Origin of the sequence: Halovivax limisalsi (assembly GCF_023093535.1) — an archaeon.
Taxonomy (GTDB): Archaea; Halobacteriota; Halobacteria; order Halobacteriales; family Natrialbaceae; genus Halovivax; species Halovivax limisalsi.
The window spans coordinates 1,040,658-1,055,749 of the sequence record NZ_CP095757.1 but is presented as its reverse complement, the minus strand read 5'-3'; the positions used below and the strand labels follow the sequence as shown (position 1 = coordinate 1,055,749).

The window sequence follows — 15,092 nt, the reverse complement described above, 5'->3', positions numbered from 1 at the left end:
GTGACGGGACTCCCGCAGCCGCGGCACCGCCCACGCGGCGCTGCCAGGGCTGCCCGAACGCCGCCAGCCGACGAGCGACCGGTACCGAGTAGTGTCCGTCCACCAACCGGCCGAATATGGCCCCAGCACCGAATCGAACCCACGACCTCCTCTGTGCGACGTTCGCCGGCCCGCTCGCGTCCACCCTCGAGCTGATCCTCCCCGCAGCGACCGCAGCCATCGTCCACGTCGACGCGGCCGAACTGGAACCGCCGCCGGACGGCGGCGACTGCCGTCGCACGTGGCGGTCCGTCAGGCCGCAGCTCGAACGGCTCCCCGAAGCGGATCGAACCGCGACGACCGCGTGGCGGTGGGACCCGACGAGCGACGCGGGGCGAGCGGTGCTGTTCGACCTGGTATCGCTCACGGACGGCGGTACAGGCGCCTACTTCGTTCGGGAACTCGAACTCCGGATTGGCGGCGAGCGGGTACTGACCGCGGTCCCACACCACCTCGATGCGGGCCTCGATGCGACGCGGTGTGGATCGCAACTCGGGCGCGAGGGGGTCGTCGATATCCCCGACGAGGCGGCGTGTCTGGTCCCAACGAAACCCGCCGCCGAGTGGGTCGTCGACGATCGCCGGTGGAAGCTAGCGGCTGGATCGCTCTGCGTCGAACGACGCGACGGCCGACGAGCGGGGTGCTACGATCTCTCGAACCTGCAGGCAGTTTCGATCGCAAGCGACGGAACGCTCGAACTCTCGTGGGACGCCGGGCCCGTCGGCGACGACGCAATCGGCCGCGCGCTCACGTGGATGCTGAACCGGATATACAGGCCGCCGACCTCCGTGCCGTGTCCGGATCGCGAACGGGCGGAGACGGTCCGGGCGCAACTGCAGGAGATCCTCGACGCGTACGACGGTCGAGAACTGTAGTCACGAACGGACGTCGGTTCGCACGCCGCCCTCGTCGGCGCGCGCGTGGTCACCCGTTCTAGATCCACTTCGCGCCGACGTCGTGCATGTCGTCGTTGTACCGCGCGATGTTGATGACCAGCGGGGTGACGCTCTCGACTTCGGCGGCGTTCGCGATGGGGCCGGCGTCGAGCGCCCGGATCCCCTCGATGTCCTCGGCGAGCCCGCAAACCGTCCGCTTGGCGTCTGCGTCGTCGCCGACGACGAGCGTGTCGAGGTCGAACTCGACCGTGAGGTCGGCGAGTTTGCCCGCGGCGAGGTTGTGGAAGGCGCCGACGACCGGGACCGCGTCGGGCGCGCGCTGGGCGACGAGCGCGGTGACGCTGCCGGTGCCCGGCGGATTGTAGTGCATGCCGTCCTCGTCGCCTTTCATCCCGACGGCGGGGGTGACGAGGATCGTCTCCGAATCGAGCGTGTCGGCGACGGCCTCGACCGTATCGCCCGCGTAGTACGGCGGCACGGAGAGGACGACCACGTCGGCCCGATCGGCCGCCATCTCGTTCGCGAAACCCTTCAGATCGCCGTCGGCGCCCGCGTCGGCCAGGCGCCCCTCGTAGGTTTCGACGGCGTCTCTGGCCTTCTCCGGGTCGCGCGAGCCGACGAGAAGTTCGTGGTCGGTGTCGCGCGCCCACCGCAGCGCCAGTCCCTCGCCGATGTCACCCGTTCCGCCGAGTAGCGCGATTCGCATGTCAGCCACTCCGGGCGGCCGTCCCATAAATCGATTGAAGCGTGCCAGCCATGCCGCCGTCAGTGACATGCGGGCCGGCCGACCAGCGTCTACGGTGGACCGGCGTCCAGCGTCGGCGGTGGTCACGAACCCAGGTCACGGCGCGTCTTCCTCGTCGGGCTCCATCGCCGCGCCCATCCCGCCGTCGTAGGCGTCGCGCTCCTCGATCTCGCGAATGCGCCGGGTGAGACGCGTCGCCAGGTCGGCCGCGGTCTCGGTGTCGACCGCCCCGCGCGAGCGGGCATCGGCGAGGTCCGCGCGCGCCGACTCGAGCAGGGTGACGGCCTCGTCGGCGGGTACCTCGGCCGCTCGATCCAGCGCGGACTCGACGCGTTCGATCGGATCGTCGGGCATACCGAACGAACGACGGAAGCGGTCTTGATGGTGGTCACCGCCGCGGTCTCGACCCACGACGACCGCCGGCGCGATCGCCCGCGACGCGGGGTCGCGACGACCCGCGGTCACCCCCACGTCCACGTGGCGTCGAGGACGAATCGATAGACGCCGCTGAGGACGATCGCGACGCCGTTCGCGATCAGGTACGGGATCGTCACCCACTCGACGAACGCGAAGAGGAGGCCGAGCTGGATGGGAATCGCCGTCCCGCGAACGACGTTCGTCTTCACCAGCCCGACGAGGTAGTCGACGGAACCGCTGTTTTGCGCCGCTCGAAACGTCCAGGCGTTGTTGAGCACGTACGAGAGGACGATCGTGAGCTCGATCGCGATCAGCGCCCCGAGAATGTAGTGCACCCCGACCCGATCGACGAACGCCCAGAGCAACGCCAGCTGGACGATCGCGGCGAGCAGGCCGACGACGAAGAACCGTCTGAGCTGGGTCGCGTACGGGCCGACGACGACGCTCCGGAGCAGGCGCCTGATCATCTATCGGTAGCCCAGGGCGGAGAGTCGAGACGCGAGGTCGTCGTCGAGATCCTCGTCGTCCCCGTCCTCGGCCGGTCCCTCGTCGGTCTCGTCGTCCGCAAGGATCATCTCAGCGTGCGCGCCGACGAGGGGAGCGAGGTCGTCGATCGCGTCGGCGGCATCGGGCGTCGGATCCGCCGCGAGGTTCGTCTGCTCGCCGGGATCGCTGGGGCGGTGGTACAGCTCCCGGTCGCCCGTCTCGACGTTCTCGATGTAGGTCCACTCGTCGTCGCGCGCGCTGACCAGGAGGTCGCCGTCGTCGAGCGAGCGCGGGATCGGCTGCGAGGTGACCTCTTCGCCGCGGACGGTGACCGAGACGATCGGCTCGTCGCGCGGCGCGGCCTCGCCGCGGACGCTCGGCAGGAGCGACTCGCCCGTCCACGGGTCGGGCGCCTCGACGTCGAGGAGGTCGGTCACCGTCGGCGGAATCGCGTCCAGGCCGACCGGGTCGGCGACCCGGTTCCCATCGACGCCCGGCACGTCGACGAGCAGCGGAACGTTGATGAGTTCGTCGTAGAGCTTCGGATAGTGGGCGAGGTGGCCGTGCTCCTGGAACTCCTCGCCGTGGTCGCCCGCGACGATGACCGCCGTCTCGTCGTCGACGCCAGCCGCCTCCATCGTCTCGAGGATGCGACCGACGCTCGCGTCGACCTGCCTGACCGCCGCCTGGTAGAGCGTCCGCAGATCCGAGCGGGTGCGATCCGAGACCTCCCAGCCGAGTCCCGTCTTGGTGTGGGCCAGCAGCATCCGGTGCGTGCCGAGGCGGTCGTCGGTCACCTCGCGGATGTACCGGGGCGCCGGCGTGTACGGCGTGTGGACGTCCATGTAGTGGACCCAGAGGAAGAACGGGGCGTCGGCGTCCTCGACGAACGACTGCGCCGCGAGTTCGACGTCGAACAGCCGGGAGGTGTCGAGAAACGGCCGGTCGTCGGTCTCCCCGCGGAGTTTGGCGGCCAGCCGGCGGAACGGCGACGTCGCCAGCTGAACCCACGCTTCGACGGTCGGATGGGTCGCCAGGTACCGGCTGTAGATGCTGGAGCCGACCTCCGCGACGAACGCGTCGAACTCGTCGAATCCGTCGTCGTAGCCCCAGTAGGAGGTGAGAAAGCCGTTCGCCGCGTTGAACCCGCCCGTCGCGACCTCCGCCTCAGAGAGGGCGCTCGCGAGCGTCGGCGAGTCCGGCACGCCGATGTCGTCGCCGTCGGCGAACACCGGCCGCGACGCGAGCATCGAGGGGAACGAAAACGGCGTCCAGTTGCCGGTCGCGAACGCCTGGTCGTACACCGTTCCGCGCTCGGCGATCGAATCGAGCACGGGCGTGTGTCGATCGTCGTCGTACGGTCCGATCGCGTCGGTTCGCAGCGAATCGATCGTGATCAGGACCACGTTCGAAACCGACGCGTCATCCGTCATGAATAGTGATGGGACCCACTATCGCGCGTGTCGCTTCCGTTTTTCTGCGTGTCGAATCCGGGCAAGAGAGTGGTCGAAGCCATAATTGGTTCGGTTATTGGAAATCACTATACATAATCCGCTAGGTTTCCGAGATTGGTAGCCCAGGTTTGGTATTTTGATCGAAAAACTGTTTCGGTTCACAGCAACCGGCGCCGTGACGCGTTCGGTGCCGGGCGATGGCCGGGTCAGACGGGTTCCGGGGGAGAATCAGGCCGGGATCGGGGCGGTTCCCGACACGTCACGGCCGCTCCTCCGACGGTAGTTCGTCCGTGGCCGGGCCCTCGATCACGCGACCGTCGGGTTCGAACCGGGAGCCGTGACACGGACAGTCCCAGGTCCCTTCGCCGTCGTTCCAGTCGACGACGCAGCGAGCGTGGGGACAGACGGCCGACACCGCGCGGAGCGTCCCCGATTCGTCGCGCGAGATGGCGACGGGACGGCCGCCCTCGCGAACGACCGTTCCCTCGCCCGGATCGAGTGCCGGACGCGACGAGCGCAGGAGGGCCCGCAGCCAGTCCGTGGCGAACTGCCCCGCGACGTCCGCGTTCTCCGACGCGACCCGGCCGATCGAGGCCGACGGGGTGAATCGTCGCGGATCGTACAGCGAGGCGAGCGGCGGGTCCTCGCCGTCGATCGACCGGGCGAGCAGGCTGCCCGACACGGTGCCGCCGGTCATGCCCCACCCGCCGAACCCGGTCGCGAGGAAGACGTTGCGCGCCCCGGGCCCCGCCGGGCCGACGAGGGGAATCCGATCGGCGGAAACGTAATCCTGCGTCGACCAGCGGTAGGCGACCTCGCGGACGTCGAAGCGGGTTTCGGCCCACTCGCGGAGCCGCCGGTACCGCTCGCGCGTCGAACCGCCCTGTCCCGTCTTGTGGTTCTCGCCGCCGACGAGGACGAGCGTCTCGTCGGGCCCCTCGTGCGTTCGGACGGACCGGTACGGGCGGCTTCCCTCCGGCGGACGGTAGTACATTCCGTCCGGCGGATCGCCGTCGATCCGGAGGGCGAGGACGTACGACCGCTTCGGAACGAGGCGGGCGAACAGGCCGACCCGATCGAGGAGCGGAAACCCCGTCGCGAGCACCACGTACTCGGCGGTCACCGTCCCCGCCGGCGTCCCGACGCGGGGCGACGCGCCGGGGTCGACGCCCTCGACCCGCGTCGACTCGTGAACGCTGACCTCGCCCCGTTGGCGGGTACCGACGACAGGGTCGCCGGGGTCGCCCTCGCGTTCACCCGGGTCGTCGCCGTCCTCCGCACCCGGTTCGCGGTCGTCGCCGTCACGGTCGACGCCCGCGAGCGTCGCCTCGAGGTCGACCGCCGGATCGACGAGGGCCGCTGCCAGCGCGCGCAGGTAGCACGCCGGATCGAAACAGGCCTGGTCGTCGAATCGCACCCCGCACTCGGCGGCTTCGTACGGCGGAACCGACGTGACGAGCGACGCCGGGAGGCCGACGGACCGAGCGGCCTCGACCTCGCGCTCGATCGCCCCGCGATCGTCGCCGTAGACGTACGCCGGCCGCCGTCGAAAGCCGCAATCGTCGACGCGGTCGAGCGCCTCGACGCGCTCGGCGACCGTCGCGATCGCCCGCTCGTTCGCGTCGGCGTACTGGCGGGCCCGCTCGATCCCGAAGTCCCCGCGCAGCGCGCGGTACAGCAGGCCGTGCTGACTGGTCACCTTCGCCGTCGATCGGCCCGTCGTTCCCCCGGCGATCCGGTCGCGTTCGAGAACCACGACGTCGTACCCCCGGACGGCGAGCTCGGCCGCCGTCGAGAGGCCGGCGATACCGGCACCGACCACGACGACGTCGGTCGACGTCGATTCCGAGAGGGGTTCGAACGACGGCTGGAAGTCGGCCAGCCAGGGCGAGGTGTGCCGGCCGGGCGGCGACTCCGGCTCGGACGAATCGTCGGCCATGGCGTCGCCTACGACGAACAGCCCTCTATAACTACCCGGACAGCGGCGGTCGTAACCGTCGAGTTGCCGGGCGCGCCTGGCGGCGGGGATCGAGACGAACGCTCGCGCTCGACCCGATGGTGACCGCCGGGACCGGAGCCGGAGGGGTCACTCCGTCGAATCGAGGAGCCGACCGCCGAGGAGTCGCGCCTCCGAACGGGACAACTCGACCGATATCGTCCGCGTTCTGGTATTCGGGCCCGACGCCTCGAGCGCCACCGTGATCGACGAGCCGGGTTCGACCGCGGCCGCCACGTCCGCGTCGATTCGCGCCCCGTCGGACGCGACGGTGCCGTCGGCGCCCTCGATCACGCGATGGAGATTGATACTCATACCACCCCTTCGTCGGGGAGGGATAAACCGATCAGCCACGCGGAGTGAAAGTGAACGACGCCGGTACGCGCCGACGGTTCTGCGCGTACCGGCAGGAGCGACGCGGCGTCGGCGGCGTCGATCGATGCAGACTATTCGAGCAAGTCGGGAAGTGCGTTGACGGACTCGCAGACCGCCGCGGCACCCGCGTTCGCGTACGCGGTGCGGCCGTCGTCGCCGGTCAACCCGCCGGTGAGCACGCCCACCCCGTGGTAGACCCGGCGGGCGTCCGCCTCTGCCGCGTTCGTCGCCGTCCGCACGTCGTCGAGCGTATCGCCGACGAAGGCGACCGCGTCGGCGTCGAGGCGCTCGGCGAGCGTCGTGAGCGCGGCGGGGTGCGGTTTGCCCTCGCCCCAGTCGTCCATCGTAAAGCGGTGCGCAGCTGGAATGCCGTCCAGACCGACCCGGCCGAGCGCGATCTCGGCTTCGGCCTCGGGGCGGCCCGTCAGGATGCCCAGTTCGACGGTCGACTGGAGCCACTGGCGCGTCCCGTCCGCGAGGATGACGGGTTCGTCGTGGATGAAGCCGCGCAGGTCGGACTCGCTCGCGGTCGGTTCGCGATCGCTGCCGACTACCGGCGCGTCCGGCTCGACGTCCGTCACGCCCGGTTTCGGCGGCACGGACGGTTCGCCGCCCTCGAGCGTTCGATAGAGGTCCGTCCCGAGGTACAGCGCCTGGAAGACGTCGCGGAGGTGCTCGCGATCCCAGCGCTCTTCGACCCGCTCGAACGCGCGGGCCCCGAGGGCGTCCGTGACGACGGCGACGGCCGCGTCGAGGCCGCCGCCCCGGTGTTCGATGGCGTCGGTGTAGGCGTCGATCGAGTCGTCGTACCCCTCGGCGCTCGCGAGGACGTACAACGCCAGCGCGTACGTCAGCTCCCAGTCGTTGTTGAACCCCCCGGCGTCCTTGAACGCCTGGACGGCCGAGCGCGGCACTGATCGGCCGTGGACGCGTTCGACCGTCTCGACGATCGCCCGGCGATAGGAGCCGGCCACGTCCACCAGGACGCCGTCGATATCCAGGACGACCGCGTCCGCGGCGAGCGAATCGGTCATGCGTGTTCCTCGGAGTGCTGGCGAATAAAGCCACCCGATCGGCCGCGGGGACGATCCCCGTCGACGAGCGGGCAATCGGTCCAGCGGCGACCAACGGGTCGGCGCAGCGACCCACTCAGCCCGGCGGCGGGTCTGCTCCCTCGCGGACGAACAGCGGTTGCGAGTCGAGCGAGCGTCGCTCGACGGGGACCTGCGGCCGATCGGCGCCGAGCGTGGTGAAGAGCGCGTCGGCACCGACGCGGTCGGCGAGGGCCGCGAGCGGGCGGTGTAGCTCCGGCGGCAAGTTCAGCGCGTAGATCGCCGCCGCGTCGGCGTAGATCGACGAGTCGGGATCGACGACGTCGTCGCGGACGAACCGGACGCCGTCGGGCACCGCGCGCTCGTGGACATCGGTCGCCGTGACGTCGACGCCGCGCGCCGCCAGCGCCGCCGCGACGTCGGGGCGACGGCCGATCCCGACCTCGACGACGCGATCGTAACGCGAGAGAACCGCGACGAGTTCGGCGTCGGCCCGCCGATCGGTGCCGGAATCGCCAGCATCTGGGGGCATTACGGCGGGATGTTTATGGCGAACGCACTCATAGCCGTCGTCATGCACGTCGACATCGTTCCGGTCGGAGAGGTGTCCGCCACGGTCAAGCGGGCCGCCTCGTCGGCGTTGCGTTCGGTCTACGACTGCGAGGTCACGATCGGCGAGTCCCAGTCCATCCCGAACGGCGCCTACGACGCCGGCCGGAACCAGTACAGCGCGGAGAACTTCATTCAGCTGGCCGAGCGCGTCGGTCGCGGGGAGAAGAACATCGCCATCACCCCGAACGACCTCTTCTACCGCCGGCGCAACTACGTCTTCGGCCTGGCCTATCTCGACGGCAGCGGCAGCGTCGTCTCGACCTACCGCCTCCAGACCAGCTCCGACGGCGGCTTCTCGAACAAGAGCGCCGCGGAGATCGTCGAGGATCGCATCCGCAAGGAGATCGTCCACGAGATCGGCCACACGCGCGGACTCGAACACTGCGAGAACAACCGCTGCGTGATGAACTTCTCGCCGACCGTCCGCGAAGTCGACATCAAGGAAGAGACCCTCTGTGGCAGCTGTAACCGCCAACTAGGGTAAGCGAAGTCCGAACGCGGCGCCGGGTCACACCGGCCGGCGGCGCGAGGCGACGGCGGACGGCGATCCGAACGTTTTTACCGTCGAACGTGACAGTTCGAACAAATGGTTTCCCGACAGGGACGCGGCCCCTCCGCCCGTCGACGCTGGCCCGAAGCGGGGGAGGCAGCACCCGATCGATCCCGTGCGGTCGCAGTACGGACGTCGGTCCCCGCGGGCGGGAACCGAGACCGGCCGGCAGCCAAGTCAAGTGGTGGTGCGTCCCGATGAAGCCGGGCGTCGCGGCGCTGGTCGCCCGGACCGAGGTCCGGCGAACCCTGCGGATCGTCGCCGGCGACCGGACGAAGCTCCTCCTGATGGGACTCGTCGCGCTGTTCGCGCTCGGTCCGATCACGCTGCTCGGCGTGCTGGCGATGCCGCAGGCCGGCGAGGCGGTCGCGGCCGGCGCGGTGTCGGACCTGGGCGGATTCTCCATCGCGAACGCCGCCGCCGGCGCCGCCGCGGTCGCCTGGCTCGGCGCGACGGTCGTGGCGACGGTCCGAAGCGTCACCTCGTCGTCGTCCGTCGACGAGCCCGCCTGTCTCCTCCTCTCGACGACGACCGGAACGGCGGTGTTCGGGCTGGTCGGCGCCGAGGTACTCCTGTTTTCGATCTGGCTCGGTCCGCCGGTCGCCCTGCTCGCCGGGGCGTTCGCCTACGGCGCCGGCTCGGTCGTCCCGGTCGCCGCGGCGTTGCTCGTCCTGGCGCTGATTCTGCTCACCGCGCTCCCCGTCGGCTTTCTCGTCGGCAGCTGGATTCGCCACCTCCTGACGAGCTACGAGCCGGTCGCCCGCTATCGAACGATCCTCTTCGTCCTCGTGGGCGTCGGCTACTTCGGGGCGATCACGACCGGCTGGTTCGACCGGCTGCTCGTCGTCGCGTTCGAGACGCTGGGCGGGACCCCGGCCGGCTGGCCGGGCGCGTGGCTCCTCCTGGCCGTCCCGGGCGTCTCGCCGTCGGCGGTCGCGCTCGTCGGGAGTGTCCTCGGCGCCGCCGTCGCGATTCCGGTCGTCCTCGCCGCGGGGGTCGCCTCGGCGCGGGTTCACTGGTTCGCGGATCCGGCCAGGAGCGAGGCGACGGCCGGCGAGGTCCGCTCGTCGGATCGGCTCGAGGGACTGCTCGCGGGTGCCGTCGACCGGGCGACGCGAACCGTCGCCGTGACGACCATCCGGCGGACGAGACGGGCGCCGGTGCAGCTGCTCTACGTCGCCTATCCCCTCTTCGGGGCGATCTACTTCGTCGAAGAGATCATCCGCATGGGCCGGCTTCCGACGACGTTCGCCGTCTTACTCTGCGCGTACGTCGTCTGGGGGGCGGGCGCGCTCTTCTCGCTCAACGTCCTCGGCGACTACGGGCGCGCGCTGCCGGGCGTGCTGACGACGCCCGTCTCCGGGCGACAGGCCGTCGGCGGGACGATCCTCGCGAGCGTGCTCGTCGCTGCGCCGGTCGGACTCGTCGTCGCCACCCTCGTCGGTCTCGTCAGTCCGCTCTCGATCAGGTCGACGGCGCTCCTCGTGACCGCGACGGTCGTCGGCGTCGTCGCGAGCCCGGCGCTGGGCGCCGGGATCGGGACGGTATTCCCCCGCTTCGGCAGCGTCCGGATCACGAGCAACCGCGAGGCCGTCATGCCGGGCAAGGCGGCGTTTCTCACCTACACGATCGCCCTCGCGCTCCCGGGCGCGGCGGCGGCCATCCTCTCCACCGACGGCGGCGCGGCGCTCGTCGCCGACGTGGCGACGGCCCTCGGGCAGCTCGCGCCCGGTCCAGCGTACGCCGTCTCGGCCGGCGCGGTCACCGTCGGAGCCTGGGCCGTCCTCGGCCTCGGCCTCCTGGCGCCGATCGTCTCGGTCCTCTACGCGATCGAGACCTTCGACCGGTTCGACGTCGACCGCGACGGGTGAGGCGAGGCCCGCGTCGGTCGCGGCGATTTACTCGGCGTCCCAGAGTACGCGGTCGGCGAACGCGACCCACGCGCTGACATCCGACGACGGCCGTCGCGGTCGAGCGCTCCGTCACTCGGCTTCGGCCACTGGCGCGTCGGGTTCGCGCGTGATCGAGAGGAACGCGTCTTCGAGGGTACCACCCTCGCCGGCTTCTGCCTCCGCCGCGAGTTCGGCGGGCGATCCTTCCGCGACGAGTTCGCCGTCGTGGATGACGCCCACCTCGTCGGCGAGTTCCTCGACGACGGGGAGGATGTGCGTCGAGAGGAAGATCGTCATCTCGCGGTCGGCGAGTTCGGCGATGGTGTCGCGCATCGTCCGGGCCGCCCGCGGGTCGAGGCCGCTCGTCGGCTCGTCGAGAAAGGCTACGGCGGGTTCGTGCAGCACGGCCTGGATGACGCCGACCTTCTGGCGCATCCCCTTCGAGTAATCCGAGATGCGCTTGTCCGCGTCGTCGGCCAGGTCGAAGCGATCGAGCATCGCCTCGATGTCGGCCCGGGCCCGCTCGGTCGGGAGTTCGCGCAGGCCAGCGACGTACTCGAGCTGTTCGCGGCCGGTGAGTTCGTCGTACAGCGGCGGCTCTTCGGGGAGGTAGCCGATGTGGGGTGTGACCGCCGGCCGGTCCGTGATCGACTGGCCGGCGACGCGGGCGGATCCCTCGGTCGGGCGGGTGAGCGTCGTCAGCATCTTCATCGTCGTCGTCTTGCCCGCGCCGTTGGGCCCGAGAAAGCCGTACACCGTTCCCGATTCGATCGTCGTCGTCACCGACGAGACGGCCGTCGTCTCTCCGTAGCGCTTCGTGAGGCCGTCCATCTCGATGGCGGGCGCCGCGGCGGCGTCGGGGGACATACGCGACCCTCCGTCGGCCCGCTACTAAATCACTTGGATCGTCGACGTGTCGTGGGGCGCCGGCAGCGACGACGGCCGGTGAAGCCGACACCCGAATGCCGAGGTCGGCCGCCATCCGTCCTCCGTCGACTTCGATGGAGCCAGGGATTTACCCGTCGGGGTCGTACGGGAACCAGAACCGGACGCATTCGGACCCGACCATGACGGAACGAGACGACGTGGAGATCGAGATCGACGACGGCGCGCCGGCGAACGAGCGGACGGAGTCGCGCCGAGACGGGTCGTCGAGCGACGTGGCCGACACCGCCACGCCCCATCGACGCGACAGCGCGCTCGCCGACGAACTCGGTCGCGTCGACGTGATGACGACGCCGGAGGGTCACGTCGAGGCGACGGTCACCGACGTCGTCGACGTCGACGGTCGGACGGTCCGCCTCGCGGTACGACTCCCCCACGGTCGCGAGACGACCTTCGACCTGGAGAAGCCGATCCCCTGGTCCGACGAGTACCTGCTGGCCAGGATCGTCGCGGCCGCGGGGTACGACGCCGCGTCGATCGACCACGTCGTCGGCGAATCCGTCTACCTCGAGCGCGTCTCCGACGACGATCCCGAATCGATCTCGTGGTGGTCCGCATCGGCCGCGGAACTCGGACGGGCGGCGGCCGCCCGACTCGCCGAGCGCTACGACCTTCGGGTCTCGACGACGGGCGAGTGGCGGCTCGTCGATCCGCGCGAGCGCGCGGACGCGACGGCGGACGCGCCTCGATCGGGCCGGTGGCGCCCGGTCGCGGTCGCCGCCGCCTTCCTCGGCGGACTGGTCGCCGTGCTCGGCGCCGTCGTGGCCGCGACCGGGAGTCTCGCCGTCCCGACGACCGCCCTCGGCGCCGCGCTGCCGGGCCTGGTGCTACTCGTGATCGCGCTCACCGTGCTCTGGCGGGCGTAGCGGGGGCTAGCCGTCTCACGCCGGCCACCACCGGGACGACGTCGATCCGGTCGACTGCGATCCCGTCACGCATCCGTGTTGACAGTTCACCTGGACGTATAATCTGTCCGTACGTTTATCCGCGTCAGGAACGTACGTACGCGTATGGTACGAGACAAACTCACCCTCGCACTGAGTCGAGCCCGCTACGCAGCCATCGGCGCGGCCGTCGGCGCCGGGATCGGCGGCCTGTTCAGTCGCAGCGCCGCCAGTTCCGGCGCGGCGCTGGGCGGCATGCTCGGCGCGGTCGTCGGCGAAAGTCGCGTGACGACCAGGAAACGCATCGACGAGTGGCGCGAACGCGGGAAGGAACGCGTCGAATCGGTTCGCGGCGAAGCGGAGTGAGGGCGATTCGTCGTCAGAATCAATTCGATCTAACGCCGATCGACACATCGACCGACTGGCGGAACGACGGGATCGAGCCGAGACCCCACGCGGGTCGGCCGACCGATTGACGTGGCGTCGTTCGTCTACCGTAGCGGATCGGCATCGACCGACTTACGGTGCGTAGTAGTACTCGCCCTCGCGCTTCTGTTCGCGGTCGAGTTGCGAATCGGGTTTGTTGATCCGCGGGCGAGAGGTCCGTTCGTCCCGGCGGAACGTGATCTCCAGATTCGCCAGGAAGTCGTTCATGCCGCCGCGCATCGACTGGGGCCGACCCGCGTGGCCGGAAACGGCGGGTTCGCCGTCGAAGACCATCAGGCGGTCGGCCAGCAGGTCGATCATGTAGATGTCGTGGTCGATGACGAGGACGGTCGCGTCCTGCTGTTCGGCGTACCGGCGGATCGCCCGCGTCGCCTGGACGCGCTGTTCGACGTCGAGGTGCGCGGAGGGCTCGTCGAGGAGATAGAGATCCGCGCTATCGGAGAGACACGCCGCGATCGCGACCCGCTGGCGCTCGCCGCCCGAGAGGTCGTCGAGGTTCTGCTCCATGATCCGCTCTAACTGCAGCGGCCCCGCGATTTCGGTGTTCCAGTACGAGGAGCCGAACTGGTCGGTGATCGACGAGAGGAAGGCGTCGACGCGCATCGGCTGGTCGATGGTGACGTACTGCGGTTTGTAGGAGATGTCGAGGTCGAGTTCCGCATCGCCATCGGTGGGCTCCAGTTCGCCGGTCAGCAATTTCGCGAAGGTGGACTTCCCGATCCCGTTCGGACCGACGATTCCCAGTACCTCGTTCTCGCGGATCTCGCCGCTTTCGACGTCGAGGGCGAACTCGCCGTCGCCGTAGGACTTGCGGAGATCCGGGTAGGAGACGAGCGTGTCGCCGCGGCTCTCGGTCCGCGGGGCGTGTTCCTCGAACTCGATCCGGTCGGGCCGGACGCGCATGTTCTCGTTCTCCAGATAACCCTTGAGGTACTCGTTGATGCCGTTGCGAACGGACTTTGGGTCGGTGATGACGCCGTACGCGCCGGGTTCACCGTAGGCGACGTGGAGGGTGTCACAGAGCAAGTCGAGGATGGCCAGGTCGTGTTCGACGACCAGCATCGACTTGTCGTCCTCTTCGGCGAGTTCGCGGACGAGTCGCGCCGCGGTCACCCGCTGGCCGATGTCCAGATAGGGCGAGATCTCGTCCAGGAAGTAGAAGTCGGCCTCGCGGGCGAGCGCCGCCGCGAGGGCGACGCGCTGGAGTTCCCCGCCGGAGAGGTCGTCGATGGCCTGGTCCATCACCGGCCGGATCGAGAGTCGGTCGACGAGATAGTCGAGTTCGCCCCGCTCGTCCGTGCGTTCGAGCAATTCGCGCGTGTTGCCGTCGAACTGGGAGGGAATCTGGTCGACGTACTGGGGCTTTCTGGCGACGGTCACGTCGCCGTCGCGGACGTCGGCGATGTAGTCCTGCAGTTCCGTCCCGCGGTAGGCGTCCAGCACGGCCTCCCAGCCGGGCGGGTCGGCGTACTGTCCGAGGTTGGGTTCGAGTTCGCCGGCCAGGATGCGAACGGCGGTCGTCTTCCCGATGCCGTTCGGACCCAGGATGCCGGTGACCTGACCCTCCTGGGGGACCGGCAGGCCGTACAGCGAGAAGGCGTTCTCGCCGTAGCGGTGGGCGGGGTCGTCCTGCAGCTCCTGCGGCAGATTGATGATCTCGATGGCGTCGAACGGACACTTCTCGACGCAGATGCCGCAGGTCTCGCCCAGACAGATCTCCTCGGAGATGCGAACCTGTTCGGGCTGGCCCTCGTCGGCCTCCTCGCCACGAAGCGTGATGCACTCCTTGCCCGTGCGGTTGGGCGGGCAGTAGTTCTTGCACTCGTAGTTACACCGGTCGGGCTGGCAGCGATCCAGATCGACGACGGCGATGCTATCGTCGGCCATGTCAGTTGAAGACGGATTCGGTCAGCAGGATGCCCCAGGTGACGAACCAGAACGAGAAGATCATAAACGAGATGAAGAAGTAGTGTTTGAACCCGAACTCCTCCTCGTCGTAGAGGCCGGCCACCTGCACGATCAGGTACTGGGCGACGATCGCCCCGACGGCGATGGCCAGGCCCAGACTGTTGCCGGCGGCGGCCTCATCGGCCCCCACGACGACGTAGGAGAGGACGCCGGCGGCGACGCCGAAGAGCGAACAGGAGGCGGTCACCCCGATCGACCGGAGGTGCTCGCGCCGTTCGCTGATCGTCGAAGTCGACATACGCGGACCTGCGTGGTGCGTGGTCAAAAGCCGTTCGGAGTCCGCGTGGCGGCGAGCTCGCTCGCGAGACGGACCGGAACCGGCCGCGACGCGGCG

Annotated in this window: 15 protein-coding genes and 1 pseudogene; 5 read left to right on the top strand and 11 right to left on the bottom strand. The window is 69.6% G+C overall.

What is annotated here, in order from left to right:
- The first annotated feature begins 116 nt into the window (after positions 1-116).
- Positions 117-914 (top strand): hypothetical protein, encoded by a 798-nt coding sequence (locus MXA07_RS04605; RefSeq protein ID WP_247730877.1) that lies wholly within the window; start codon positions 117-119, stop codon positions 912-914.
- Between the two features lie 58 nt (positions 915-972).
- Here the strand turns inward: MXA07_RS04605 and npdG are convergent, their stop codons facing one another.
- From npdG to MXA07_RS04565, 8 genes and pseudogenes are all read right to left on the bottom strand, one after another.
- On the bottom strand, positions 973-1,641 hold the full coding sequence (npdG, locus tag MXA07_RS04600; RefSeq protein ID WP_247730876.1) for an NADPH-dependent F420 reductase: 669 nt from the start codon (positions 1,639-1,641) through the stop codon (positions 973-975).
- 135 nt (positions 1,642-1,776) lie between these two features.
- The gene (locus MXA07_RS04595) at positions 1,777-2,034 is read right to left on the bottom strand and encodes a hypothetical protein (protein WP_247730875.1); all 258 of its coding nucleotides are present in this window, start codon (positions 2,032-2,034) and stop codon (positions 1,777-1,779) included.
- Between the two features lie 107 nt (positions 2,035-2,141).
- Positions 2,142-2,564 carry a GtrA family protein gene (locus MXA07_RS04590; protein WP_247730874.1) on the bottom strand — a complete coding sequence of 141 codons (423 nt, stop codon included), beginning with the start codon at positions 2,562-2,564 and terminating at the stop codon, positions 2,142-2,144.
- Positions 2,565-4,099, bottom strand: a pseudogene (locus MXA07_RS04585) (sulfatase family protein). It abuts the gene before it with no gap.
- A 197-nt stretch (positions 4,100-4,296) separates the two neighbouring features.
- Positions 4,297-5,976: an FAD-dependent oxidoreductase gene (locus tag MXA07_RS04580; RefSeq protein ID WP_247730872.1), complete on the bottom strand. Its 1,680-nt coding sequence runs from the start codon at positions 5,974-5,976 to the stop codon at positions 4,297-4,299.
- Between the two features lie 147 nt (positions 5,977-6,123).
- On the bottom strand, positions 6,124-6,348 hold the full coding sequence (locus MXA07_RS04575; protein ID WP_247730871.1) for a hypothetical protein: 225 nt from the start codon (positions 6,346-6,348) through the stop codon (positions 6,124-6,126).
- Between the two features lie 131 nt (positions 6,349-6,479).
- Positions 6,480-7,442 carry a TIGR01548 family HAD-type hydrolase gene (locus tag MXA07_RS04570; RefSeq protein WP_247730870.1) on the bottom strand — a complete coding sequence of 321 codons (963 nt, stop codon included), beginning with the start codon at positions 7,440-7,442 and terminating at the stop codon, positions 6,480-6,482.
- 115 nt (positions 7,443-7,557) lie between these two features.
- Positions 7,558-7,992, bottom strand: coding sequence for a UPF0146 family protein (locus MXA07_RS04565; RefSeq protein WP_247730869.1), 435 nt, complete (start codon positions 7,990-7,992; stop codon positions 7,558-7,560).
- Positions 7,993-8,034: 42 nt separating this feature from the next.
- On the opposite strand from MXA07_RS04565, the gene MXA07_RS04560 reads away from it, so the two are divergent.
- On the top strand, positions 8,035-8,556 hold the full coding sequence (locus MXA07_RS04560; protein WP_247730868.1) for an archaemetzincin family Zn-dependent metalloprotease: 522 nt from the start codon (positions 8,035-8,037) through the stop codon (positions 8,554-8,556).
- A gap of 263 nt (positions 8,557-8,819) precedes the next feature.
- Entirely contained in the window at positions 8,820-10,493 is a 1,674-nt protein-coding gene (locus MXA07_RS04555) for a hypothetical protein (protein ID WP_247730867.1), read from the top strand.
- Positions 10,494-10,604: 111 nt separating this feature from the next.
- Here the strand turns inward: MXA07_RS04555 and MXA07_RS04550 are convergent, their stop codons facing one another.
- The gene (locus MXA07_RS04550; protein ID WP_247730866.1) at positions 10,605-11,381 is read right to left on the bottom strand and encodes an ABC transporter ATP-binding protein; all 777 of its coding nucleotides are present in this window, start codon (positions 11,379-11,381) and stop codon (positions 10,605-10,607) included.
- Positions 11,382-11,581: 200 nt separating this feature from the next.
- On the opposite strand from MXA07_RS04550, the gene MXA07_RS04545 reads away from it, so the two are divergent.
- On the top strand, positions 11,582-12,325 hold the full coding sequence (locus tag MXA07_RS04545) for a hypothetical protein (protein ID WP_247730865.1): 744 nt from the start codon (positions 11,582-11,584) through the stop codon (positions 12,323-12,325).
- A gap of 144 nt (positions 12,326-12,469) precedes the next feature.
- On the top strand, positions 12,470-12,709 hold the full coding sequence (locus MXA07_RS04540; RefSeq protein WP_247730864.1) for a glycine zipper 2TM domain-containing protein: 240 nt from the start codon (positions 12,470-12,472) through the stop codon (positions 12,707-12,709).
- Positions 12,710-12,862: 153 nt separating this feature from the next.
- Here MXA07_RS04540 and MXA07_RS04535 read toward each other — a convergent pair whose 3' ends face one another.
- Both MXA07_RS04535 and MXA07_RS04530 read right to left on the bottom strand, forming a co-directional pair.
- On the bottom strand, positions 12,863-14,677 hold the full coding sequence (locus MXA07_RS04535; RefSeq protein WP_247730863.1) for a ribosome biogenesis/translation initiation ATPase RLI: 1,815 nt from the start codon (positions 14,675-14,677) through the stop codon (positions 12,863-12,865).
- Position 14,678: 1 nt separating this feature from the next.
- Positions 14,679-14,996, bottom strand: coding sequence for an EMC6-like membrane protein (locus MXA07_RS04530; RefSeq protein WP_247730862.1), 318 nt, complete (start codon positions 14,994-14,996; stop codon positions 14,679-14,681).
- Positions 14,997-15,092 lie beyond the last annotated feature (96 nt).

What these genes read in the sequence shown, in the direction of transcription:
- MXA07_RS04590 (WP_247730874.1), bottom strand. Translation starts at nt 2,564, where the DNA reads ATGATCAGGCGCCTGCTCCGGAGCGTCGTCGTCGGCCCGTACGCGACC.
- MXA07_RS04595 (WP_247730875.1), bottom strand. Translation starts at nt 2,034, where the DNA reads ATGCCCGACGATCCGATCGAACGCGTCGAGTCCGCGCTGGATCGAGCG.
- MXA07_RS04540 (WP_247730864.1), top strand. Translation starts at nt 12,470, where the DNA reads ATGGTACGAGACAAACTCACCCTCGCACTGAGTCGAGCCCGCTACGCA.
- MXA07_RS04530 (WP_247730862.1), bottom strand. Translation starts at nt 14,996, where the DNA reads ATGTCGACTTCGACGATCAGCGAACGGCGCGAGCACCTCCGGTCGATC.
- MXA07_RS04555 (WP_247730867.1), top strand. Translation starts at nt 8,820, where the DNA reads ATGAAGCCGGGCGTCGCGGCGCTGGTCGCCCGGACCGAGGTCCGGCGA.
- MXA07_RS04565 (WP_247730869.1), bottom strand. Translation starts at nt 7,992, where the DNA reads ATGCCCCCAGATGCTGGCGATTCCGGCACCGATCGGCGGGCCGACGCC.
- MXA07_RS04570 (WP_247730870.1), bottom strand. Translation starts at nt 7,442, where the DNA reads ATGACCGATTCGCTCGCCGCGGACGCGGTCGTCCTGGATATCGACGGC.
- MXA07_RS04575 (WP_247730871.1), bottom strand. Translation starts at nt 6,348, where the DNA reads ATGAGTATCAATCTCCATCGCGTGATCGAGGGCGCCGACGGCACCGTC.
- MXA07_RS04535 (WP_247730863.1), bottom strand. Translation starts at nt 14,677, where the DNA reads ATGGCCGACGATAGCATCGCCGTCGTCGATCTGGATCGCTGCCAGCCC.
- MXA07_RS04550 (WP_247730866.1), bottom strand. Translation starts at nt 11,381, where the DNA reads ATGTCCCCCGACGCCGCCGCGGCGCCCGCCATCGAGATGGACGGCCTC.
- MXA07_RS04580 (WP_247730872.1), bottom strand. Translation starts at nt 5,976, where the DNA reads ATGGCCGACGATTCGTCCGAGCCGGAGTCGCCGCCCGGCCGGCACACC.
- MXA07_RS04605 (WP_247730877.1), top strand. Translation starts at nt 117, where the DNA reads ATGGCCCCAGCACCGAATCGAACCCACGACCTCCTCTGTGCGACGTTC.
- MXA07_RS04560 (WP_247730868.1), top strand. Translation starts at nt 8,035, where the DNA reads ATGCACGTCGACATCGTTCCGGTCGGAGAGGTGTCCGCCACGGTCAAG.
- MXA07_RS04545 (WP_247730865.1), top strand. Translation starts at nt 11,582, where the DNA reads ATGACGGAACGAGACGACGTGGAGATCGAGATCGACGACGGCGCGCCG.
- npdG (WP_247730876.1), bottom strand. Translation starts at nt 1,641, where the DNA reads ATGCGAATCGCGCTACTCGGCGGAACGGGTGACATCGGCGAGGGACTG.